Origin of the sequence: Rhodococcus koreensis (assembly GCF_900105905.1) — a bacterium.
Taxonomy (GTDB): Bacteria; Actinomycetota; Actinomycetes; order Mycobacteriales; family Mycobacteriaceae; genus Rhodococcus_F; species Rhodococcus_F koreensis.
Genome location: NZ_FNSV01000002.1, coordinates 280,524 through 302,831, shown reverse-complemented (window position 1 = coordinate 302,831; position 22,308 = coordinate 280,524). Strand labels below are relative to the sequence as shown.

17 protein-coding genes, 4 pseudogenes and 1 other annotated feature are annotated in these 22,308 nt (G+C 65.3%); of the genes and pseudogenes, 11 read left to right on the top strand and 10 right to left on the bottom strand.

What is annotated here, in order from left to right:
* Positions 1-173 precede the first annotated feature (173 nt).
* Both BLV94_RS02225 and BLV94_RS48335 read right to left on the bottom strand, forming a co-directional pair.
* Positions 174-1,718 (bottom strand): FAD-dependent monooxygenase, encoded by a 1,545-nt coding sequence (locus BLV94_RS02225; RefSeq protein WP_072950815.1) that lies wholly within the window; start codon positions 1,716-1,718, stop codon positions 174-176.
* A complete protein-coding gene (locus BLV94_RS48335; protein WP_143051310.1) occupies positions 1,715-2,722 on the bottom strand; it encodes a GyrI-like domain-containing protein in 1,008 nt (335 codons plus the stop codon). Before BLV94_RS48335 ends, BLV94_RS02225 begins: the two co-directional genes overlap by 4 nt.
* A gap of 26 nt (positions 2,723-2,748) precedes the next feature.
* On the opposite strand from BLV94_RS48335, the pseudogene BLV94_RS02210 reads away from it, so the two are divergent.
* The 3 genes and pseudogenes from BLV94_RS02210 to BLV94_RS02195 form a co-directional block, all read left to right on the top strand.
* Positions 2,749-3,195: pseudogene (locus BLV94_RS02210) on the top strand (ISAzo13-like element transposase-related protein); the annotation flags it as partial.
* 55 nt (positions 3,196-3,250) lie between these two features.
* A protein-coding gene (locus tag BLV94_RS02200) for an IS3 family transposase (protein WP_425272483.1) occupies positions 3,251-4,512 on the top strand; the annotation gives its coding sequence in 2 pieces (ribosomal slippage) (positions 3,251-3,545 and positions 3,545-4,512; 1,263 coding nt in all).
* Positions 3,535-3,666, top strand: a sequence feature (AL1L pseudoknot). (Overlaps the previous gene by 132 nt.)
* Before the next feature lie 24 nt (positions 4,513-4,536).
* Positions 4,537-5,739 (top strand): annotated as a pseudogene (locus tag BLV94_RS02195) (ISAzo13 family transposase); the annotation flags it as partial.
* Between the two features lie 293 nt (positions 5,740-6,032).
* Here BLV94_RS02195 and ftsH read toward each other — a convergent pair.
* The 3 genes and pseudogenes from ftsH to BLV94_RS02185 form a co-directional block, all read right to left on the bottom strand.
* Positions 6,033-7,628 (bottom strand): ATP-dependent zinc metalloprotease FtsH, encoded by a 1,596-nt coding sequence (gene ftsH, locus BLV94_RS02190; RefSeq protein ID WP_255315069.1) that lies wholly within the window; start codon positions 7,626-7,628, stop codon positions 6,033-6,035.
* A 15-nt stretch (positions 7,629-7,643) separates the two neighbouring features.
* Entirely contained in the window at positions 7,644-7,877 is a 234-nt protein-coding gene (locus BLV94_RS50245; protein ID WP_244163415.1) for an ATP-dependent metallopeptidase FtsH/Yme1/Tma family protein, read from the bottom strand.
* Positions 7,878-8,636: 759 nt separating this feature from the next.
* A pseudogene (locus tag BLV94_RS02185) lies at positions 8,637-10,632 on the bottom strand (erythromycin esterase family protein).
* 259 nt (positions 10,633-10,891) lie between these two features.
* Here BLV94_RS02185 and BLV94_RS02180 point away from each other — a divergent pair.
* The 3 genes from BLV94_RS02180 to BLV94_RS02170 are packed head-to-tail and all read left to right on the top strand — an operon-like array spanning position 10,892 to position 13,709.
* Positions 10,892-11,722: an SPFH domain-containing protein gene (locus BLV94_RS02180; protein WP_072951261.1), complete on the top strand. Its 831-nt coding sequence runs from the start codon at positions 10,892-10,894 to the stop codon at positions 11,720-11,722.
* Between the two features lie 39 nt (positions 11,723-11,761).
* Complete coding sequence (locus tag BLV94_RS02175; protein WP_072951263.1) at positions 11,762-12,664, top strand: universal stress protein; 903 nt, start codon at positions 11,762-11,764, stop codon at positions 12,662-12,664.
* Positions 12,665-12,701: 37 nt separating this feature from the next.
* Positions 12,702-13,709, top strand: coding sequence for a potassium channel family protein (locus tag BLV94_RS02170; RefSeq protein WP_072951266.1), 1,008 nt, complete (start codon positions 12,702-12,704; stop codon positions 13,707-13,709).
* 14 nt (positions 13,710-13,723) lie between these two features.
* Here BLV94_RS02170 and BLV94_RS02165 read toward each other — a convergent pair whose 3' ends face one another.
* The 5 genes and pseudogenes from BLV94_RS02165 to BLV94_RS52295 form a co-directional block, all read right to left on the bottom strand.
* The gene (locus BLV94_RS02165; RefSeq protein ID WP_072951268.1) at positions 13,724-13,966 is read right to left on the bottom strand and encodes a PLDc N-terminal domain-containing protein; all 243 of its coding nucleotides are present in this window, start codon (positions 13,964-13,966) and stop codon (positions 13,724-13,726) included.
* A 75-nt stretch (positions 13,967-14,041) separates the two neighbouring features.
* The gene (locus BLV94_RS02160; protein ID WP_072951270.1) at positions 14,042-14,584 is read right to left on the bottom strand and encodes a flavodoxin domain-containing protein; all 543 of its coding nucleotides are present in this window, start codon (positions 14,582-14,584) and stop codon (positions 14,042-14,044) included.
* Complete coding sequence (locus tag BLV94_RS02155) at positions 14,581-16,068, bottom strand: DUF4389 domain-containing protein (protein WP_072951272.1); 1,488 nt, start codon at positions 16,066-16,068, stop codon at positions 14,581-14,583. The genes BLV94_RS02160 and BLV94_RS02155 overlap by 4 nt, the downstream gene beginning before the upstream one ends.
* Positions 16,069-16,442: 374 nt before the next feature.
* Positions 16,443-16,907: a pyridoxamine 5'-phosphate oxidase family protein gene (locus BLV94_RS02150; protein WP_072951280.1), complete on the bottom strand. Its 465-nt coding sequence runs from the start codon at positions 16,905-16,907 to the stop codon at positions 16,443-16,445.
* Between the two features lie 148 nt (positions 16,908-17,055).
* A pseudogene (locus BLV94_RS52295) lies at positions 17,056-17,339 on the bottom strand (cytochrome ubiquinol oxidase subunit I); the annotation flags it as partial.
* Between the two features lie 172 nt (positions 17,340-17,511).
* On the opposite strand from BLV94_RS52295, the gene BLV94_RS02140 reads away from it, so the two are divergent.
* From BLV94_RS02140 to istB, 5 genes are all read left to right on the top strand, one after another.
* Positions 17,512-17,946, top strand: a complete 435-nt coding sequence (locus tag BLV94_RS02140; RefSeq protein WP_072951276.1) for a pyridoxamine 5'-phosphate oxidase family protein — start codon at positions 17,512-17,514, stop codon at positions 17,944-17,946.
* Between the two features lie 611 nt (positions 17,947-18,557).
* Positions 18,558-19,349, top strand: a complete 792-nt coding sequence (locus BLV94_RS02130; protein WP_341866446.1) for an ABC transporter ATP-binding protein — start codon at positions 18,558-18,560, stop codon at positions 19,347-19,349.
* Positions 19,350-19,482: 133 nt separating this feature from the next.
* The gene (locus BLV94_RS02125) at positions 19,483-19,743 is read left to right on the top strand and encodes a hypothetical protein (protein ID WP_074933520.1); all 261 of its coding nucleotides are present in this window, start codon (positions 19,483-19,485) and stop codon (positions 19,741-19,743) included.
* A gap of 125 nt (positions 19,744-19,868) precedes the next feature.
* Entirely contained in the window at positions 19,869-21,440 is a 1,572-nt protein-coding gene (istA, locus tag BLV94_RS02120) for an IS21 family transposase (RefSeq protein WP_304363181.1), read from the top strand.
* Positions 21,437-22,204 (top strand): IS21-like element helper ATPase IstB, encoded by a 768-nt coding sequence (istB, locus tag BLV94_RS02115; RefSeq protein ID WP_072951752.1) that lies wholly within the window; start codon positions 21,437-21,439, stop codon positions 22,202-22,204. Before istA ends, istB begins: the two co-directional genes overlap by 4 nt.
* Positions 22,205-22,308 lie beyond the last annotated feature (104 nt).

Genomic DNA, 22,308 nt, shown 5'->3' with positions numbered 1-22,308 from the left:
CGAACCTACGTCCGCCGGTGCACGCGTCACAGGGCCATAGGTCGCCAACTTGGAAGTTTGCTACCGATGGTCGGCGTGCACTCGAATGGTGGCGAATTCCTGGTGAAAACTGTTGTACACCAGTATGTTCTATTGTCGATTCGACCGGGACTGGTGTTCGACCCGGATATCTGTCAGGAGCGCGTCGGTGATGCTCCGACCAGTGTGAGCCACTCGGTGGCCCCCTGCGTGCCGGAACCGCTCCGAAACCCGATGTATCCGTCGGGGCGGACGATCACGGTGCCGGTGCCCGGCCAGCTGCGAACTCGGTGAACCCGTAGCCGCCCGTTGGGGATGAGCGGCACTTCCCAACTCGTGTCCCGCTGCAGGAGCATGTGAATTGCCGGTGTCGCAATCAGATGGTGTAGCTGCTGCCGGGCACCGTTGACGGTCACTTCCTCGTCCGGGATCCGCTCACCCGCTGGGGCTGCGACGGCGGTGGAACCCCTGGCGTCCTCGACCGTCAGCGGGCTGTGTCGATAGTGCCGGCGAAGTTGGGCGAGCAGCTGTACTGCGTACGTGAGGAGCCGACGACGTCGTAGCAGCAGCGGGACCAGCGGCGCCCCTGCCGACGAGAAGGCGATGCGGAGGAGTGACGGCACCGGACCGCGGCCTGCCTCGGCCCAGAACAACAGGTGGGTCAGCAGCAACACTTGCTGGGCGACAGGCCGTCGCTCGGCGGCGTAGGACCGCAGGAGGGTGGCGTTGCTGCGGCCCGGAAGGCGTGCCGCGAACGCGAGTTTCCATCCCAGGCCGGCAGCGTCCTGGATGCCGGTGTTCATGCCTTGGCCACCCGCTGGGGAGAAGGTATGCGCGGCGTCGCCTGCGAGAAATACCGGTCCGCGGCGATACCGTGACGCGATGCGGTGCTGGACTCGTACCCGTTCCGACCACGGGATACCGGTGATGTGGGCGTGCAGATGTGCCCGGTCGAAGAGGTGCTGCAGGTGGTGGCGGTCGGTTGGGGCGTGCGTGCGGTTCGGTGGTTGGGCGGTGAGCACGCGCCATTGAGCGGCTTCGCCCGTGGGGAGCAGGAACAGCAGTCCCTGGCGGTGGAGCCCGATGTGTGCGATGCCGGGCTGGACGTCACCGTCGAGTTCGACGTCGGCGAGGAGAATCTCACGCGGGTACGCGGCCCCGTCCCAGGAGATTCCTGCGGTCGCGCGCACTGTGCTCGTGCTGCCGTCGCACCCGATGAGGAACCGGGCCGCGATCTGCCGGCGGACGCCGTGATGGGTCACCTCGCAGACAACTCCTTTGTCTGCACGGTACGACGTGAACTGTGACTCCCACTCCACCTCGACGCCGCGGTTGCGGAGTGCTCGTCGCAGGACGGCTTCCACGTCGGCTTGCCGAACGAGCAAGAAATTGGGAAATGCGGTGTTCGGCAGCCGGAGTTCGCCCGGGCGGACGGGCACACAGCGACGGCGCAGGTGCAGGTGGACCTGCGGGCTGGGATCTCCGAGCGCCAGGAGTTCATCGATCACACCGTGTGGTCGGAGTACTTCGAGGGTCCGGGGCTGGACGAGGAAAGCCCGTGAGAATCGGGGCGCGTCGGGTCTGCGGTCAATGATCCGCACGTGGGCGCCGTAGTCGTGGGCGAACAGGGCCGCGGCGAGTCCGGTCGTGCCCGCACCGACGATGAGCACGTCGAGAGGCTCACCGTCCGGCGCGATCATGTTGATCCTGTCTCCGTCCGGACCAGCCGCCACCACGCCTGGTCGGGCGGTGCGGACCACTCTTCTGATCGGGCGCCTTCGAGGACGTCGTCGCGAAGCTGACCGGGCAGGATGCAGTAGCGGATCGAGTGGCGATGGCTCACCAGCGCGAGAGCCCACCACAATGCCCGGACGTAGTCCTCGGCCGGGCGTGTACCGTCCCACTGGTAGAAGCCGCGGTAGCGGTCCAGGTCGTCCGCGGTGAGCCACAACTTTGATACGAATCCGGGGAAGCCCGCGAATAGTGGTGTGTTGAGCAGCCTTTCGGCTTGGAACAATGCGTGACCCCATCCGTGGGCTCCCCGCAGCCGGAAGGATACGACGAGGACTGATGGATCGCGTGGAGACTCGTCGCAGGCGACGGTCTCGCGGTAGACGACTCCGGTGGTGCCGTCAGCGAACGTCATTCGCCGGCCCATGTTCCGTTCCGGTTGGTGAAGACGGTGGCGGGCCAGGAGGTTCATCGTGCGCGCGGCGCACCGGGCCAGCCGCGGTGCCGCCACGCGCAAGGGCAGTGGTCGCGGTTCGCAGTCACGGATGGATCGCTCTGCCACAGGGTCAGCCCTCGCCTGCGCCGCGTTCTCGGGTGTCGCATCCAGGCGCTCGGCGCAGGGCACGAATACCTCGGTGCGGGGTGCCGCGACACCAGGCCCGTCCAGGTAGGACTCCCACGGGTCTCCTGATGGGACGTAGCCGTGCTCCGTGATCCAGTGGACGGCGGCGTCGTACGCTGCACCGATTCCGCTGTAGTCACCGGCATGGATCGTGGTGGCAGCGCGACCCGCCGGTTGTGACGTCGGCTCGACACGACCGCGGGCGGCGATGCCGCCGCTGAGGGGGAAGCCGACCTCGACGTCCAACCTGTCGTCTGCGGTGTGGCGGTACCGCGCGGATGGAGCACCGGTGATGCGCCGGCCCTGCCGTTCGGCAACGGTTAGGGCATGCAGAGAATTAAATCGTAACATTCGGTGTTTTCGGACTATATTGTGGTATGGGCGATTTCGTTGTGACTGTGGAGGATCTGGCGGCGAAGTTCGCGGTGGTGTTGCCGCATTTGGATGAGCGGCAGCGTCGGCTGGTGTTGGGCGCGGAGGCTCGGATGTTGGGGCGCGGCGGGGGTCGGGCCGTGGCACGGGCAGCGGGGGTGCGGGAAGCGACGGTGTCGGCGGGGGTGACGGAGTTGGAGTCCGGGCAGGCTCCGCTGGGGCGGGTGCGCCGGGCGGGTGGTGGCCGCAAACGAGCGGCCGAGGTCGACCCCGGCCTGGTTCCGGCGTTGTTGGCGTTGGTAAAACCGGACCAGCGAGGCGATCCGATGTCGCCGCTGCGGTGGACCGCGAAGTCGACGTACAACCTCGCGGACACGTTGACCGGTCAAGGACACAAAGTCGGCGCGGATGTCGTCGGGGACCTGCTGCGGCAGGAGGGTTTCAGCTTGCAATCTGAACCGTCCTGGACGAGGTGGAGACTCCTGATCGAACAAGGAGAATGCTGGTATGCCTGCACCGAGGAAGTACGACGCCGAGACCCAGGATCGCGCCGTCCGGATGTATCGGGACCGGATCGACGAGCACGGAGGCTCGAAGGTCGCAGCCCGTCGCCATGTCGGCGAGCTGCTCGACATCGCGCCGGCGACGCTGAGGAACTGGATCGAGCGGGAGGAAGGCCGCCAGGCCCCCGGAACACCGTCTTCGGTACCTGACGTGTCGGCCGAGGTCGCCAGGCTTCGCCGCGAAGTAGCCGAATTACGCAGAGCCAACGAGATTTTGAAGACTGCGAGCGCGTTTTTCGCGGCGGCGGAGGTCGACCGCCGACTGCGGTGATCGTCGACTACATCGACGCGTACCGTTCTCAATTCGGGGTCGACCCGATCTGTGCCGTGCTCACCGAGCACGGCATCAGCATCGCCCCGTCCACCTACTACAAGGCCAAGCAGCGCGGACCCATCTCGGACACCGACCTGGGCGAGGCGTACGCCGCCAACGCCGTGCACAGGGTGTACGTGGCCAACAAGCGCCTCTACGGTGCCCGCAAGATCTGGTGGGCGATGAAACACGCCGGCCACGACATCGGGCGCGATCAGGTGGCCCGCCTGATGAAGATCTGCGGCATCCGCGGGGTGGTCCGCGGCAAACGCCGCACGACCACCACCGAGCGCGACGAGCGGGCACCACGACACCCGGATCTGATCAACAGGAAATGGGACACCCCGGACCGTCCGGACCAGTGGTGGGTCGCGGACTTTACGTACGTGTGGACACTCACCGGATTCGTGTATACGGCGTTCTGTGTCGACGTGTTCTCCCGCCGGATCCTCGGGTGGCGGGTGATGACATCCAAGACCACCGTGTTGGTCACCGGAGTGCTCGAGCAGGCGTTGTTCACCCGCAGGAGAACCGACATCCGTTTCACCTCAACGGGTTTGGTGCATCACAGCGATGCGGGGAGCCAGTACACGTCGCTGGCCTTCACCGAGGCGTTGATCGCTTCGGGGATCGCCGGGTCGATCGGCAGCGTCGGGGACGCCCTCGACAACGGATTGATGGAATCGACGATCGGACTCTACAAAACCGAGCTGATCGACCGTGACGCGTCGTGGAGCGGTCGGGCCGAGGTGGAGCGGGAAACCGCCGAGTGGGTTCGCTGGTTCAACGCGGACCGATTGCACTCGTCGATCGATTATCTCTCGCCGACCTGGTACGAGGCCCGCTATCGTGAACAACGTCCCCCTGCTGCCTCAACCCCCGAGGTGGCCTGAACCGGAGTCTCCACTCGATCCAGGGCGATTCAATCCAACGCCAAAACCCTGGAGGGCAAGCAGAGCCCCGACCGCGACGCCCAGTTCAATTACATCAACGAGCAGGTCAAAGACCATCAGGGTGGTGGGCAGCCGGTGGTCAGCGTCGATACGAAGAAAAAGGAATTGGTCGGACCGTACAAGAACAACGGTGCCGAATTTCAGCCGAAGGGTGAACCGGAACGGGTCGACACCCACGACTTCCCCGGCGAGCTGGGCAAGGTCGCGCCCTACGGGATCTACGACTTGTCCGAAAACGCGGGTTGGGTCAACGTCGGCACCGACCACGACACCGCCGCCTTCGCCGTGGAATCGCTGCGCCGCTGGTGGCGCGGTGTCGGTGCCGTGAACTACCCCGACGCCACGAGACTGTTGGTCACCGCGGACTCCGGCGGCTCCAACAGTTCCCGCACCAGGGCGTGGAAAACCGAACTCTCCGCACTCGCCGCCGAAACCGGCCTCGCCATCACGGTCTGCCACTTTCCGCCCGGCACCTCCAAATGGAACGCCATCGAGCACCGCCTGTTCTCCCACATCTCCATGAACTGGCGTGGCAGACCCCTGACCAGCCATGACGTCATCATCAACACGATCGCGGCGACCACCACCCGCACCGGACTACGCGTACACGCGCAACTCGACACCGGCACCTATCCGATCGGCATCAAAATCAGCGACCAGCAACTGGCCGCCATCCCGATCACTCGCCACGAATGGCACGGCGACTGGAACTACACACTGCATCCCACTCCCATCGACTCCCTCCCCGCCGAGCCCACCACCCACAGCGAACCCGCCACACCACCCCAGCGACCCGACCTGCAGTGGCTACACGCCGCCGAACTGACCGGACTGACACCGACCCGATGGACCCAACTCATCGACGAACTCACCCCTGCCCATCGGGCGCAACACCCCAACCCCACCCGAACCAACGGACGCAAACCCGCACTCACCCTCGCCGACCGCACCGCCCTCACCCTGCAACAACAGCGATTCTCCACACCCGCCACCGTCCTCGCCGAGCTGACCGGACTCAGCGCTACAGCCATCCGCAACGCCGTCAAGCAGACCCGGCCCCTACTCGACCTGGTCGGCCACACAACCGAACCCACAGGCATTAAACTCGACACCGCAACCGACATAAGAGAATTCGCGGCCAACGCAAGCAGACACGCCGCAATCTAGCCAGTATTGCGTGTTATTTATCTGCACGCCCTAACCACCTCGCCGAAGGCCTGCCCGAGAAAGTCTTGCATGTGGTCGAGGCCGATGCGGCCTCGACCACAGCGGCCGGGTGTGCATCGATCTCGACGAGTTCGATTTCGTATCCCATACCTCTACCATCGGCGTCGCCTGTAGGCGACGCGAGGGCCGAAGGTCCCCCGGCAGCCATTTTCTCGAAACCCTCGAACCGATCGTTCCGCCCTGCCGGCACCCCGCATCACGTACCGCAACTCGCGCTACACGTCCACGACATGTCACAGGACACCGAGATGCCGATCGTCCGGACTGTTGCTGGTGCGGTCGTCTCCAGGACAGGCCTCCTCGCGGAGGGCATCCAGGACGACGGAGCCGTCCACGGTTTCCCTGGCCTCCAGCAGCACAGTGAGGCGATCGAGTGCGGCGTGATGACTTGTCAGGAGATCGGTCGCCCGTGTTTCCGCCGCCCTGAGCAGCCTCGCCACCTCCTCGTCCACGACGCGCTGCGTGTGCTCCGAGTAGGGTCTGGCCAACATGTTTGCTTGGGTGTCGGCATGTAGGGAGTCAGGGTTTTCGGAGGCATAGCCGACTGGGCCCAAGGCCTTCGACAGGCCGAACTCGCGCACCATTCGAGTGGCGATGGCGGTTGCGCCGATCAGATCGTTCGCGGCGCCGGTCGACCCCTCGCCGAACACCACGAGTTCCGCGGCTCGCCCCGCCACCCGCACCGCGAGCAGATCGGCGAGATAGCTCTCGCTGTAGAGATGCCGTTCGACCTCGGGGAGTTGCTCGGTGGTGCCCAACGCCATTCCGGCGGGCAGGATCGTCACCTTCTCCACCGGATCCGCGTGCGGGCACAATGCGGCGAGCAGGGCGTGGCCGGATTCGTGGACTGCCACCGAGTGCCGTTCTTCCGGCAGCAGCGCATTTGTGGTGTCGCGCCGCCCGAGGAGCACCCGATCGCGTGCGGCGGCCAGATCCTGCGCCGAAATGACTGTGCGATCTCCCCGCACGGCGTTGATCGCGGCCTCGTTCACGACGTTCGCGAGATCGGCGCCGGAGAAGCCCGGTGTGGCCCGGGCGACGATGGTGAGATCGGCATCCGGGCCGAGATGTTTCTCCCGGGCGTGGACCGCGAGGATCGATGCCCGCTCCGTCTGATTGGGGAGCGGAATCGTCACCCGACGGTCGAATCGGCCGGGCCTCAGCAGGGCGGGATCCAGGGATTCGGGCCGGTTGGTGGCGGCGAGGACCACGATTCCCACGCTCTGGTCGAATCCGTCCATTTCTGCGAGTAGCTGGTTGAGGGTCTGTTCGCGTTCCTCGTTTCCACCGAAACCGGCTCTCCCGCGCCGGCTTCCGATGGCATCGATCTCGTCGATGAAGACGATGGAGGGTGGACTCTTGCGGGCTTGCGCGAACAGGTCGCGGACGCGGGAGGCGCCGACACCGACGAACATCTCCACGAATTCGGACCCGGTGACCGACAGGAACCGGACGCTCGCCTCCCCCGCGACTGCGCGCGCCATCAAGGTCTTGCCTGTTCCGGGCGGCCCGATCATGAGCACTCCCCGGGGGCCCTGTGCTCCGGCGGCGGCGTACTTCGCCGGATCTCGGAGGAAGTCGACGACCTCGCTGACTTCCTGTTTGACGCCTTCGTAGCCGGCGACGTCGGCGAAGCGGGTGGTGGGACGCTTCGCTTCGATCACCCGAGCCTTGGAGCGGCCGAAGGCGCCAGCACCGCCGATACCTCCGCTGAAAGCGTGCTGTGCCCGCCGGGTGACCCAGAGGAAGAGTGCGCCGAGAAGTACAAGCGGCAAAAGACTTCCCAGTAGTGTCCCCCACACGTTTCCGGTCGCCTTCTTCGCCGTGATTTGGATGTTCTTGGATTACAGGCGCTGGTCGAGGCCGCTCACGTTCAGGGCCGTCGGGAGTTGGGTGACGAAGGCCGAGCCGTCGGTGAGTGTTCCGTCGATCCCGCCGTCGCCGTCGATGGTCACTGACTTGACCGATTCGGAGTCGATCCTGCCCAGGAAATCGCTGTACGACAGTGTCTGGCTGTCCGTGCCGGCCAGAGTGGCCACCAGGATCACCGCGAGCAGCATCCCGAAGAAGGCGAGCATCGGCCACCATGAGCCCGGCGACGGAGGCTGGGGCGGACTGGGATCCGGTGGTGGCCCCGATCGCGCCGAGCGGGAGAGATACCGGCGCGAGAACCGCAATCTGGTGATCACGGCTGGCCCCATGGTTGCGCGAGCGAGCGGGCGGGTCGACGACCAGATCCGATCAGGTGCATGCCGGACCCCTTGTTCGAATTCCCATTCTCGGTGTCTATTCAGCGTCGCCGGAACGCGGCGGGGAAGACAGGGCCGAATGTCATCTCACCCGGGAGACGTCCAGGTCGGCAGACCGCGGCGGGGGCCACGAGTCGGTGCCCTGCGGCCCCTCCGCGAGGGACCAAATCCTCTCGGGCACCCCGCGCGAACAGCGTTCGATGGAACATAGACACGGGATGAGACGCACGACCTCTCCCGACCGGGTGATACCGGATTCTGGAGGACCGCGCCCCGGTCGACTCCCGCGCACAGCGACCCGGAACAGATCTTCGTCGCTCGGCTCGGCCGAAGGGTACCGGAGAGATGCTGCTATTGAACCTACTCGGCGGATTGACCGAGGAGGAAGTCGACCTCGTCGTCGCAGAGGAACTCGAACTCCCCTGATGCCTCATCTGAACTGGACCGCGTTCACGCCAGTGAACCCGCACGCGATCGACACGGACTGTACGGTTCCTGACACGGTTGGTGCGGGGTGTGCACCCCGTGTCAGGTCGGCCGGCCTTGTTGCCCTGCACGGCCTGCCCGGGGGGCGACCCGGGCGAGGTGCTAGAGCGCCGAGGGATAGGTTTCCGGTGTTTCGCCTTCCACCCAGAGACTTGTGCGTTCGAGGGGCTCGACCGCCCTGGTCGTGTCGATATGGATCACCGCATCGAATTGCTCGGAGATCCGGGTGTGGAAGTAGTGGCTCTGCCGCTCGGTCTCAGGTCGGTAAATCACCCCAATCGCCCGCTGGAGTCTCGCGGCACGCAATGTCTTCGCAACAGTGTTTTCCTCATCGGTGCGCACGAGGAAGGATTGCTCGCCGAGCTCATGGAAGAGCGCCTCGACGCTACCGGGCAATGCCGGGCGCACGTCCTTGCGTTCGGCCGGGCCGCCCCACTGACTCGCCGCGGTGACGGTGCCGGAAAATGTGGTGAAGCCGATCAGCAGGCAGTCGCCGGGATGCGTTTCGCGCACCAGCTGCCCGACGGTCACCTCGCCGCGGCTTCCGGCCTCGGTTGCTCGCGCATCGCCGACATGTGAGTTGTACGCCCACAACACGATTCGAGATGTCGTGCCGCACTGTCGGTCGAGATGTTCGATGAGCGCCTCGAGTGTGCGGACCATATGACGGTCGCGTAGATTCCACGAGAGCATGCACCCACTGAACATCGTTCGGTAGTAACCTTCGGCATCACACACGCCCACGGCGTTGCGTTCTGCGTAGAACTGCTCGTCCTCGGCGCCCATCCCGTCCCGCCGCACGTAGTCCAGGGAGTGGCGTTGCAGCTCGACGAGTTGTTCGACAACCTTCTGTTCGCACCACTCTCCAGCACCGAATGCCGCTGCATAACCATATGATTGACCATCGTCACCACCGCGGTTATCGAAGCAGGAGTAGCGGTCACGGGCACGCTGGGCGGCGGCGGGGTCTACCCGATCGAGATAGTCCACGACCTCGCGCGTGGATCGGTGCAGGCTGTACAGATCGAGACCGTAGAACCCGGTGGGGGTCCGACCGGGCGCCCTGCAGCGTTCATTGTGTTCCTTCAGCCATCCGACGAAGTCCCGTACCGGGGCGTTCCGCCACATCCAGGCCGGGAACCTCTCGAATCCGCGCAGTGCTTCTTCTGCGGTCGCGTCGGGACCATCCCGCGCACGTAACGGGTGACGCGGTAGGCGTCCGACCAGTCGGCCTCGGCAGCGACCGCCGAGAATCCTTTCTCCTCGATGAGCCGTTTGGTGATTTCTGCGCGCGCCGCATAGAACTCGTGGGTGCCGTGGGAGCTTTCGCCGATCACCACGATCCGGGCGTCGTCCACCAGATCGAGAAGCACGTTGAGTGAGGGAACACCGTGTGGGGCATCAAGTGCCGCGGCGCGCAGTGCTGCCGCCGAGCTGAATTCGAACGCCTTCGCATCACCAGCTGTCCCGGCGACAGTGGGCGTGCCCAGAAGCGTCAGGACCTCGCGGTCGGTCACCTGCGCGAAATTCCAGAACGATTCACTGACTGCGTGGAAGGGGAACGGCATTGTCGCGCATACCACGTCGTCGACCATGGCGGCGAGGTCGCGGCATGTGGACTCGGTGCGTCGACGGCGGCGAACATGCTCGCGCCGGTGGCGAGGCCGTCGTCGACGAGGATGACGATCTTGTCGGCGACGTCGGGAGGCGGTCGGTTCTCGCGGTAGACAGCTTCCCGTCGCGATAGTTCCCGGCCCTCGCGATCGAGCTCTCGGCGTATTTGTTCCGGGGAGATTTGCAGGTCTCGGATCACGTCGTCGTTGACCACCACGGTGCCGCCGCTGGCCAGTGCGCCCAGCGCGAACTGGGCGTGGCCCGGTACTCCGAGCTTCCGTACGACGAACGCGTCGAGTGGGGCGCCCAGCGACGCTGCCACCTCCCCTGCCATGGGTATCCCGCCCCGCGCCATGCCGAGCGCAGTGACCCTGGGATTGCCACGGAACCCCTCGAGGAGTCCGGCCAGGACCCGTCCGGCATCTCGGCGGTCTTGAAAGACTTGTTCCGGCCGTCCCGCCGGCATTGCGGTGGTTGCACTCATGTCACCCTGCTTCTTCAAGGTCCGGACGCGTGGGTATTGCGTGCCCCTATTCGATCCTTCTTGCTCTGATACCCAGGGAACGGGGTCAAAGTGCCTTTTCCGCACTGGGTGCGGTGTTCCGGTCGGAGGGCGGGACGCGCCACGGTCACGGGCGCGCGCCACCTTCGGGGACCAGCCTCAACTAGTGACTGTCGACCCTACTGTCATGCCTGCCAGGCGACTTCGATGAGGATGTACTTTCGTCGACGTCGGAGCCCTCATGTCTGCCGTGATCATCCTTGCCGTAGTCGTCACACTCGGGCTCCTGCTCGCCCTGTCCATACGTGTCGTGAACCAGTACGAGCGCGGTGTACATTTCCGGCTCGGCAAGATCATCGGGGTGCGCGAGCCCATTCTGACGCTGATTGTCCCGGTCGTCGATCAACTGTCCAAAATGTCCATGCGGATCGTGACGCTGCCCATCCATTCTCGAGGAATCATCACCCGTGACAACGTCAGCGTCGACATTGCAGCGGTGGCCTATCTCCGCGTCGTCGACGCGAGGAAGTCGGTGGTCGTAATGGGAAACGTCGGAAGTGCGATCAATCAGATTACCCACACCACCCTCCGCTACGTCGTCGGACAGCATTCTGTCGACGAGACGCTCTCCGGCACCACAGTCATCAACGGCAGCATTCGGCAGATTCTCGACACGACCACCCTCGAGTGGGGTGTTCAGGTCACCCTGGTCGAGCTCAAAGACATTCAGCTTGCCGACAGCATGAAGTGGGCGATGCCCCGGGGGGCGGAGCGGGAGAAGAGAGCAGAGATCATTGCGGCGGAGGGGGAAGCGAAGGCTGCCGCCGCGCTCGGCACGGCTTCCGACTCCATGATCGCCCACCCACTCGCATGGCAGCTACGGAACTTGCAGACAGCCGCGGAGTTAGGCGTCGAGAAGGACACTACCGGCGTCTTCCCTGCCCCGCTGATGAGTGCTAGCGGTGAGCTCGGGTCGTTCCTTTCCCGCGAGAGCACAGCCGCATCGCCGGTAGTAGATCCTCAAGCCGTGTGGACGGACTGCGCCCCCACCCCCTTGGCCATGTCGGCATGAGTTCGCTCGCAACCCGATCACGGAGAACGGAACAGCGAAATGAGTGGCCCCTCCGATCATCGTCACATCGTCGTCGGAATCGACGGTTCCCGCGGTGCACTCAACGCCGCTGCGTGGGCAACAGAAATCGCTGCCCTTCATCGTGTTCCACTGCGACTGCTCTGCGTGCACGACCCCTCCGAACACGAGCGAGAGGTCGAGCCGCACCACGGGGAGCACGAGCGCCAACGCGCCCAGGACGCGCACAGGCACCTCACCGAGGCCGCAGACGTCGCCCGCCACGTTGCTGCCTCGGCACCGACACGTCCCGGGAACACCGAGATCAGGATGGAAATGCGGGCAGGAACGTCCTTCACCACACTGCTCGAGGCCGCAGATGCGGCCGACCTTCTGGTCCTCGGTGCCCGAAACGGTTCGTCCTCCGGCAGCGAATCACTGGTGACGACCGCGGCGCTGATCGCACGCGCAGCCTGCCCCGTTGCGGTGGTCCGGGCAGGATTTCGCCGTACTGGAGGGCCGGTCGTGACAGGAGTTCGATCGGAGTGCGAACCGGACGTTCTCCACTACGCCTTTCGCTACGCGCACCGGCGCGGGTCCTTACTGCGTGCTGTTCATTGCGTCCTAGCCGGTCCGGGTTCATCGGAACCGGGAACCGAGCACGCCGCGGGTTCGAACGAGGCTCGCGATCTTCTCGATACATGGTTGGAGCCGGACGAGGCCCGCTTCCCCGATGTCGTGGTGGACCCGATCACCACCGAGACACCCGCGGATGTGGCGTTGGTCCGCTACTCGTCGTCGGCCGAGTTGGTGGTGGTCGGGCGCGGCGCCCCCCATCCACCCCGCGGAATCCTCGGCCGCACGGCCACGAGCGTTTTTATGCACGCGATGTGCCCCGTCATCTTTGTCGGTCCACACCGGCGCGATCGGTATCCGAGGGCGTGAGCCAGGCCCCTGCGGCGGAGCGGTTGGGTAGACGGCGATGAGTCCGCTTCTGAGGATCGGCCGCGCACTCGGTGCCTTCGTGTTCGTCGTCGTCGCTGGGACGCTCGGGTATGTCGTCCTGGGCTTCGGGATATTGGATGCGCTGTATCAAACTGTCACCACCATCAGCACGGTCGGCTTCCGTGAAGTTCACCCGCTCAGTGCGGTGGGCCAGTTGTTCACGATCCTTCTCATCCTGGCAGGTGCCGGTACGGCGCTGTACACCTTTGGGGTCATCCTCGAAGCACTCATCGAAGGTCATCTACGTCAGCACATGGAGCGTCGACGAATGGACAAACACATCAGCCGGATGACCGGACACGCGATCGTCTGCGGTTTCGGCCGGGTCGGACGCGCCGGAGTGCAGTACCTGACCTCGCTCGGGATGCCGGTCGTCGTCGTCGACCGAGATCCGGAGCGCCTCACCGAACTCGATGTTCCGACAGTGGTCGGGGATGTCACCGACGACCACGTCCTCGAAGCGGCGGGAATCGGCCGGGCCCACGCTCTCATCACGGCGCTCGACACCGACGCCGACAATGTCTACGTCACACTGTCGAGCCGCGCACTGAGCCCGGACCTGATCATCATTGCCCGCGCACGCAACGACGGTTCGACATCCAAGCTGATTCGGGCAGGAGCAAACCGCGTCGTCAACCCGCAACTCATCGGGGGGCGCCGGATGGGCGCCTTCGCGCTCCAACCACATGTCGCCGAGTTCCTGGACGTCGTGATGCACGAGGACACACTGGACTACCGGATCGAGGAGGTCGCGGTGTCAGCTGATTCGCCGCTGGCCGGGCGCACGCTGGCCGAATCGGCCCTCGCGGCGGTCACCGGTTCCCTGCTGATGGCCCTACGGTCACCGACGGGGCAGTTCGTCGCCAATCCCCCGCCGGAGCGGCGTCTCGACCCGGGCACCATTCTCATTGCGCTGGGAACCGCGCCGCAGCTCGAGGCGCTTCGCCGCGAGCTCAAACAGAGTGAGGGAGTCGACTCACCGTGAACAATTCCTTCCCGTCACTGCAACTCGGCCGGGGTGCGGCGAGCCCACCTAAAGTACGCGATCGGTCCGAGGAAGTTCACGGCGATCACAGCGGCCCATGTCGTTCTGCTGCCCTTGATGTCGCGTGGATCACGTGTCGCCAGATCTGCCCAGGCAGCCACGGCCAACCCCAATTGCACCGCCGCCGCCACGACCAGCGCAGCGCGCTGCAGCGATGTCAGGCTCGACCACCTCACGCGCGTCTTCGACGAACTCATACTGCTCCTCCGATGTCATCTCGCGCCGGCCCGGCAACGCAACGAGTAGGACCTCCTCGGTGCCGACCGCCAAATCTAAGACCGCCGCTCCGTATCCCGGGTCGATTCGGCGGCGATGATGCCTGCCCATACGCACACGTCCGACCAGTCTCGGGCGTCGCCGTAGTGCCCACCCATGAGCACAAAGACGACCCGTCCGAAGCCGGGCCAGTCACCCGGGGCAATCGCCCCGGCAAAGAATCGGTGGTCCCGCACATCGGCCGCGTCCCGCAGCATCTGCACCGCCCGAGGCTCCGGTGTCACGCGACGCAGAAAACGCGCCAACCGTCTCGACAGGGTCGTGCTGGTGACCCCCACCGACGACACCGAAAACGCCCAAACACGCTTTCCCTCCAACTGGGACCGCAGCCGCTCGACAGCGTCGGATGCCTCGACGAGCCACTGCCCGTCATGGATCGCACTCCCGAGAACAATCACGTCGTAGGAGTGCACCTGAGACACATCCGCCGCCGACCGCACATCGACCGCCCGCCCGGAACCCTCGATACACGACCCGAGTCGCTCCGCTATTCCGCGAGTCGAGCCCTTCGCGGTCGCGTACGCCACCAATACCTTCATGTGCGGGGCCCTTCTCGGGAGGTGTCGGCGCCAGAATTGTCTCCGTCCGCACCCGCCGTGGACTCATGCGGCTCGAATGGTCCCTGATCGAGACGGAACGGTGGGTACTCGTCTCGCATCAGAGTCGCGTACGCCGCAACGCGAAACGCCCAGCGATTGATGCCCATCACGAAGTCGAACAAACCGTGTGGGTACCGTCCGGTGACGAGCAGCGACATCGCCGAGAAAATCACCACGAGACCGAGCACGGAACTGAAAAACCACGGCTGCCCGTAGTGCGCACCGGCGGTGACGGACACTCCGGCACGCCAACTCCCGAACCAGCCTCCCGCGAGTAACGCCAGGATCAGGTAGTGCGGGAGCGCCAACAACCACCACTTCACGACGACCAACCCACGAGAGAGCCGGGCAGGGTAGTCGACGTCGAAGTCCGCCGGATAATCGGTACGTTTCAGGGTGAAGGGTGGGTAGCGGTCCGTGGCCAGCGCCGAGTAGGCGTAGAACTGCACTCGCCACATCCACCGGAGAACACCGACATTGAAGTCGAAGAGGGCCCGCGGGTACCGTGCCGTGAACAGGATCGCGAATCCGGACACCAGGGTAGTGACGACGAACGCGACAGCGAGGAAGACGAGTACGAAGAAGTGCGGGATCGCCAGGAGCCATTTCACCAGCCACATCCATCGCGACAGTGGCGCGTCGAGTTCACCCACGAGACGAACGGGATAGACCGTCGACGGACCCTGTGCGTCACTGGGGTCGCCGGCGTCCCTGTCGTCGGCCCCGACGGGATGTGGTTGCGGCGGACCGTGCCGGCCCAGGCCGATTGCTCCTGCCACGATCAACGGAATTCCGATGACCAGAAGGGCGACTGCGCCGATCACGACACCCAGAGCGAGCGGGCCGAGAAACGCTAGATGTGCACCGGCTTGAATGTCGGCGGACACCCCTGGGGTCGCGTCGGCATTCATCACGACAGCCGTCCAGGCCCCCTGCCGTAGCTCCCATCGCACTTCCTGCATGCCGGGCCCTGATGAAGAAGCCGACCAAAATGGCTGTTCCCCGGGCAATGCTGCCTGCCGTGCGCCGGGAATCTGCCGATAGGTCGGCCGGAACGGATCGAACTGCACCGCCGTCACCTCGGTGTGAGCAACATCGGTGAAGTACTTGTCGACCTCATCGCGGGGACCGATCCCGATGAAAATATCTCGATCGGGATCACGGGAGGTGGCTCGCAGAAGAACCCGGCCGAGGTCCTCGGAACTGAAGCCTTCGGGCAGGTCCGCACCGGCGAACAGGTCGACCTTTTCCGACACGAGCGCGCTTTCACTCGTCTCGTAACGCGCACTCGGGGAGGTGAAATGCCCACCGTCGCGTTGCATGAAGTAGGCCCACCCGAGAAACACCGCGGCAGTGAGAAGCGCGAATCCGGTCAGGGCGCTCAGACAGCCCAAGACGAGAACAGCCACTCTGCCGGTTCGCACAGGCAATTCCTCCCGGTCCGCGGTCCCCGAAGTCTCAGTGTGAGTCCTGCCTCCAGCCGCACGTCAGGGTCATTGGTCACTTCCTCCCGTGCACCGGAAGCCACACCTGCCCCGCCGCCCCAGAATACGAAGCCGCCACCTTTCCTCGATCTGATGTGCATCCTGAGGCTGCGAAGGATCGCAGACCAGGCCCCAGTACACCGGCCAAGGGGCCGACACATAATGGACGAAGCGGCCGAAGCCGCCGCGCCGACTCTCGCCGGGCCGGTATAGGCCGGGTGTGGGGATGTACCACGGCATACCGCTGGCGTCGACCGTTGTCCTGCTTCTACACGGACTAGTCCCGAGGTCAGCGGACGTGTTGCAATCCACACCTATTCCGAGGGTGAGCGTCGCACGTTCGAGAGGGGAGTCCGCCAAACGGCCGGGTCGACGACCGGAAACCGGCGGCCGGTCACCAGTGTGGGAACGAGTCTGATGAAAAGATTCTTCGCCCCTTTCTGCCATGGAAAGAGCGGCAAATCCACGGTGTCCATCAACTCATCGATCTCAAGGATCCCCTCGGCGCGCCCCTTGATTACAACACTCCACGCTTCGTGCGCCGGCGCCTCGTAGCCGTCGACTTCCAGCGCAACCGGCGCATCCGACAGCGCAGCGGACACCTTGGTGCCTCTCCCGGACCTGAACACGATGGTTCCATGATCGACCGCATAGTTGAGAGGGAAAATATCCGGGTGGTCGTCCACCCACACGGCAAGGCGGCCAACGCTCTCGGTACGGAGCAGTGCCCAGCATTCGTTGACGGCAAGTTCCTTGGCGCTTGGGTCGTCGCTTCCCATCGTCTTCGCCTCCTGTCGTTGCATTCAGTCTGGTGCCGTCCATCTTCCATCGCGGCTATCCGCCTCACGAGAATCCCCGTCGCTGGTTCGGCTTTGCGGGAGGTAAGCGCCCTATCCACTGTCGGACACTCAGCCGTGAGTTGCGGGAATAGTTGGCGAATCCGAATACCACCGGTGTCGCATACACCAGCAGCATGATCGCGCCGTGCATCGTGAACAACTGGCTGGACTGCTCGACAGGAAATAGACCCGACACTGCCGACTCGGCTCAGCATTGCTATCAGTCCGCCGATCATGACGAGGTGCGAAGGCGGTGACGAGATTCATCTCGTCGGGGTTCTTTGGGTCGGTCGTGGTGATCGGGGGAAGAGTGGCACTCTCGCGGCAATACCGAGTCGGGTAAGGCCTCCTGAGCGGACCTGTGGCCATCATGAACTCCCGATTCGACACCTGAATCGACTCCTCTGGAGAAGGGTAGACCCGCGCCGCTGCGCGTACAGCGGGAAGCGCAGATCGACACCGAGCGCCCCTACTGCCGGCGGCAGTGAGGCATCAGCTTGCCCAACGTGCTGACAATGACGGCATTCGGATGCCATCATCAGACATGGGCAATGGCACGGATGAGGCAGCCGGGCAACCGATCACCGAGCTGACCGCGCAGGAGAGCTGGCAACTGCTCAGCTCGAAAGAGCTGGGGCGGCTCGCCTTGAGCGTGACCGGCCGGGTCGACATCTTTCCCGTCAACTACGTCGTCCATCAGCGCAAGGTGTACTTCCGAACCGCGGAGGGAACCAAGCTCGTCGAACTCACCATCAACCGGGACGTCGCCTTCGAGGTGGACGAGCTAGCCGAGAAATCGGGGTGGAGCGTCATCGTCCACGGCACCGCGCGGCGGCTTCAGAAGCTCGACGAGGTCGCCGCAGCCGACGAGTTGCCGTTGCGGTCATGGCTGGCCACCCCCAGGTTCAATTACGTCGAGATCACGCCCACCGAAATCACCGGCCGCCGACTCGTCTTCAGCGACGGACCGGACCGGTAACCGCCCGAGCTGCCTCGGGCTTCCTTCGCCGGGCCATTCCGACCGACCCTGTAGTGACGACCGCGGTGCCAGGTAGGCGGCCGCGAGCGCGAAGAAGGGAATGGGAGGCGCCAGCAACCTTCGTAGGAGGCGCCGGAGAGTCGTGTTGGGAGCGGGCCAGGCGTTTCCTCTCGTTACCCGATCCGAGATCGGTGAGCAGCCTCGTCACTGGGGCCGCCCTCTCGTCAAGTGCCGCGCGGAGACCGTGGTGGGCGGCGTGGGGATTCACTGCTCACCGCAGTGGAGCGCAGGGTGCAGGTCTGCAAAGTGGTTTCGCTGCATCAGCAGTCTCAGTGTGAATCGTTACTCCAGGCGCGCATCGGGGTGTCGGCTACCAGCTTCCGCGAGCTGGAAACCACATGTACCGCGCGTCCCGGATTCGGGACCTCCATCATTTACATTTACCTCCGCCTGACCCGTGTGGTGTGGCAGCGAAGGATCGCAGACGAAAGGCCCTAGTACATCCGCCGACGGATCAGCGACAGTTGACGAAGATCGGCGCCCGAAAGTCCGAAAGCCGCACCGGCCAGGGAAGTGGTTGCAGACCTGCGAGGAGCACGACGGAGGCGGACATGCAACACATCATAGAAGTGCACGGCCTGCACAAGCACTTCGGTCATGTTCACGCCTTGGACGGCCTGGCCCTCACCGTCGACGCCGGCGAGATCCACGGCTTCCTCGGGCCCAACGGCTCCGGAAAGTCCACGACCATCCGCGTACTTCTCGGGATCCTGCGCGCCACAGCCGGTCAGGCCCGGTTGCTCGGTCGCGATCCGTGGTCCGAGGGTTCGCGCTGCACCGTGAAGTGGCTTACGTGCCGGGCGATGTCACGCTGTGGGCGTCCCTGTCCGGTGGCGAAACAATCGACCTGTTGGCACGACTGCGCGGCGGGCTCGATGAACACCGCCGCGACGAGTTGGTCGAACGGTTCGACCTGGACCCGCGGAAGAAGGCGCGCAGCTACTCCAAGGGGAACCGGCAGAAGGTCGCCCTGGTGTCGGCTCTGCTCGTCACACGCCCGGGTTCTGCTCCTCGACGAACCCACCTCCGGCCTGGACCCGTTGATGGAGCAAATTTTCCGTGAGTGCGCCCGCGAAGCCGTCGAGCGCGGCGCCACCATCCTGCTGTCGAGCCACATTCTCTCCGAGGTCGAGGCGCTCTGCCATCGGGTGACGATCATCCGCGACGGCAAGACAGTCGACAGCGGCGCCGTCGACTCGATGCGTCACCTCAGCCACACGTCGATCACCGCCGAGCTACTCGGCGATCCGGCGACCTGCACCGCATACCCGGAGTCGCGGACATCACGATCAACGGCAGCACTCTGCGCTGTCAGGTCGATAGCGTCGGCCTCGGCCAGCTGATCCGGGTACTCGGGGACACGGGCGTCCGGAGCCTGGTCAGCACACCACCCACGTTGGAGGAGTTGTTCCTTCGGCATTGTCGGGGGGACGGCACCCCGGACGAACCGATCGCGAACAGGGTGAAGGAACGGACATGATCACCACGTCCGCGACCAGTTCCGCGAATGCTGGGACGCGCGCGGATCTCACCGCAGACTTCACCGGAACACTTCACCTTCTGCGACTGTGCCTGCGCCGCGACCGGGACGTGCTTCCGATGTGGGCCCTGATCATCGGCGTGCTGATGCCGATCACCTATGCCGGCAGCATCGAATCGGTCTACCCAACGGCCGCCGATCTGGCTGCTAGCGGACATGCCAACCTCCCTGTAGACGGACACGTTCGTCCCTACTGACGGACAGCTGATCTCCCTGTCGATGGACAAGGGGCCGGCGGTGTGTCGGTCCTGACACCGACGCCCCTCCGGGGTTTTGCTCGAGGTCTTCGACCACCTACGAGCGACTCCCACCGGAGGGACGCATGAAGAAGTCTGACAGGGACATCATGGAAATTCTCGAGGCCTACGACACCACCGGCACCGCGCACTCCGCGGCGCAGCTGGCCGGGGTCGATCCGAAAACGGTCCGACGTTACGTCGCCGCCCGTGACGCCGGGATGCCGGTGACCGGCCCGTCGCGGCGACCGCGCATCATCGACGAGCATTTACCCCAGATCGAGCAATGGGTCGAGCGCAGCAAAGGCAAGGTTCGTGCCGACATCGTCCACGAGCGCCTCGTCGCTCTCGGCTTCGACGGCACCGAACGCACCACCCGACGCGCCGTCGCGGAGGCGAAAGCCGCATGGCGGGCCGGGCACCGCCGCACCTACCGACCGTGGATCACCGAACCCGGACTGTGGATGCAATTCGACTGGGGTGCGGGCCCGAAAGTACCCGGGCCCGGTGGGATCCTGCGCTCGACCCTGTTGTTCTGCGCCTGGCTGGCATGGTCACGCTACCGGGTGGTGATCCCGGTGTGGGATCAAACATTGCCGACGTTGATCGCGTGCCTCGATGCCACGGTGCGCCGCTTCGGTGGGGTGCCGACCTACGCGTTGACCGACAATCCCCGTACGGTCAGCATCGACCACGTCGCCGGGATCCCGGTGCGGCATCCGCAGATCGTCGAAACAGCCCGCCACTATGGCATGGCCGTGCACACCTGCGTGCCCTTCGACCCCGAATCGAAGGGCGGCAGCGAAGCTACCGTCAAGATCGCCAAAGCCGATCTGGTGCCCACCGACGCGAACCTGCTGCCGGACTACGCCTCGTTCGCCGACCTCGAGGCCGCGTGCGAGCAGTTCTGCGCCACGGTCAATGCCCGTCGGCACCGCGAAAGCGCCCGCATCCCGGAGGAGGCCCTGGCCGAGGAACGCGCCCGGCTGCACACCCTGCCGACCGCCCCACACACCCTGGCATTGGGCACCACCCGCAGCGTCGGCACCGATCAGACGATCCGGTTCGGGTCGGTGCGGTATTCGACGCCACCGGGGTTGGTCGGCACCGAAGTGTGGGTGCGCGCTGCCGGCACCGACCTGGTCGTCGTTGCCGACCTCGACTCCCTGCCGCGGACCCCGGACTGGGCCGGTGACCGTCGTGGTTTGACAGAGATTGCGCGGCACCGTCTTTCGACACCCGGCAATCCGAGCATCGACCTGGCGCATTACCCCGGCCACCCCCAAGAACCGGACGGGGCACCACGCCCACCACGACCGAAGGCCCGTTCCGCGGCCGAAGCCCGGTTCCTCGACCTCGGACCCGGGGCGCACACCTGGTTGGTCGCCGCGTCGGCGGCCGGCACGGTCCGGATCCGGGCGAAGATGACCGCCGCAGTCGAATTGGCCGTATTCGTCGGCGCCGAGACCGTCGACTCGGCACTGTCGAGAGCAGCCGAAGCGGGCCGATTCGCCGAGGGGGACCTGCCGGCGATCGTCGCGCACCACACCGACACCACAGCCGGCGCGGTTGTCGTCGCCGACGAGGAGCATTCGGTCCAACCCGGCACCGCCGCCTGGGCCGGATTCGGCAGCACCAGTGCGCAGGCAAGCTCATGAACCCCGCACCGCCATTGCCCGACGACCTCCTCGCCGTCCTCAAACGGATGCGTCTGCCCTACCTGCGGGCTGCCGCACCGGAGGTGCTGGCGACGGCGAAAGCGCAGCGGTGGGATCCGACCGAGGTCCTCAAGGTCCTTCTCGACGAGGAGGTCCACGGCCGGGACGAGGCAACGAAGGCGATGCGCCGCAAAACCGCCGGGCTTCCCGCCGGCAAGACGTTTTCCTCATGGCGGGAACAGGATTCATCGATCCCGGCTCCTACCCAGCAAGCCCTGAGCACGTTGGAGTGGGTGCAGCGCGCCGAGAACCTGGCGGTCAGCGGACCGTCGGGGACCGGCAAGACCCATTTCGTCGAGGCGCTCGCGCATGCGGTGATCGACGCGGGCATGCGGGTGTCGTGGTTCACCCTCGAAACGTTGACCGCCGCGATCGGGCGGGCGGCGGTGGACGGGTCGATCACCAAGACCATCACCAAGATCACCCGCGCCGAGTTGATCGTCGTCGACGACATCGGCATGCTGCCGTCCGGTCAGGCCGCCGCCGAGGCGTTCTACCGCCTCGTCGATGCCGCCTATGAGCGCCGCAGCGTCGTGGTGACCAGCAACCTGCACCCGTCCGGGTTCGACACGATCATGCCGAAAACGCTCGCGACCGCCGCGGTCGACCGACTGCTCCACCATGCGCATGTCGTGATCACCGAAGGCACCTCGCTGCGATTGCAGGAGGCCACCGCCGGACGCGGGGTGATGCCCCTGACCTGATGGTGCGGGAGATCAGCTGACCGCCGACAGGGAGATCAGCTGTCCGCGCATAGGGACACCACCTGTCCGCCTACAGGGACGCTCCCATGTCCCTTGACACTGGC

Coding starts and splice junctions, on each gene's coding strand:
- BLV94_RS02125 (WP_074933520.1), top strand. CDS start 19,483: ATGATCACCACGTCCGCGACCAGTTCCGCGAATGCTGGGACGCGCGCG.
- BLV94_RS02130 (WP_341866446.1), top strand. CDS start 18,558: ATGCAACACATCATAGAAGTGCACGGCCTGCACAAGCACTTCGGTCAT.
- BLV94_RS02225 (WP_072950815.1), bottom strand. CDS start 1,718: ATGATCGCGCCGGACGGTGAGCCTCTCGACGTGCTCATCGTCGGTGCG.
- BLV94_RS02160 (WP_072951270.1), bottom strand. CDS start 14,584: ATGAAGGTATTGGTGGCGTACGCGACCGCGAAGGGCTCGACTCGCGGA.
- istA (WP_304363181.1), top strand. CDS start 19,869: ATGAAGAAGTCTGACAGGGACATCATGGAAATTCTCGAGGCCTACGAC.
- BLV94_RS02180 (WP_072951261.1), top strand. CDS start 10,892: ATGTCTGCCGTGATCATCCTTGCCGTAGTCGTCACACTCGGGCTCCTG.
- BLV94_RS02175 (WP_072951263.1), top strand. CDS start 11,762: ATGAGTGGCCCCTCCGATCATCGTCACATCGTCGTCGGAATCGACGGT.
- BLV94_RS02140 (WP_072951276.1), top strand. CDS start 17,512: ATGGGCAATGGCACGGATGAGGCAGCCGGGCAACCGATCACCGAGCTG.
- BLV94_RS50245 (WP_244163415.1), bottom strand. CDS start 7,877: ATGCTCGCCTTCTTCGGGATGCTGCTCGCGGTGATCCTGGTGGCCACT.
- BLV94_RS02150 (WP_072951280.1), bottom strand. CDS start 16,907: ATGGGAAGCGACGACCCAAGCGCCAAGGAACTTGCCGTCAACGAATGC.
- BLV94_RS48335 (WP_143051310.1), bottom strand. CDS start 2,722: ATGTTACGATTTAATTCTCTGCATGCCCTAACCGTTGCCGAACGGCAG.
- BLV94_RS02165 (WP_072951268.1), bottom strand. CDS start 13,966: ATGAGTTCGTCGAAGACGCGCGTGAGGTGGTCGAGCCTGACATCGCTG.
- BLV94_RS02170 (WP_072951266.1), top strand. CDS start 12,702: ATGAGTCCGCTTCTGAGGATCGGCCGCGCACTCGGTGCCTTCGTGTTC.
- istB (WP_072951752.1), top strand. CDS start 21,437: ATGAACCCCGCACCGCCATTGCCCGACGACCTCCTCGCCGTCCTCAAA.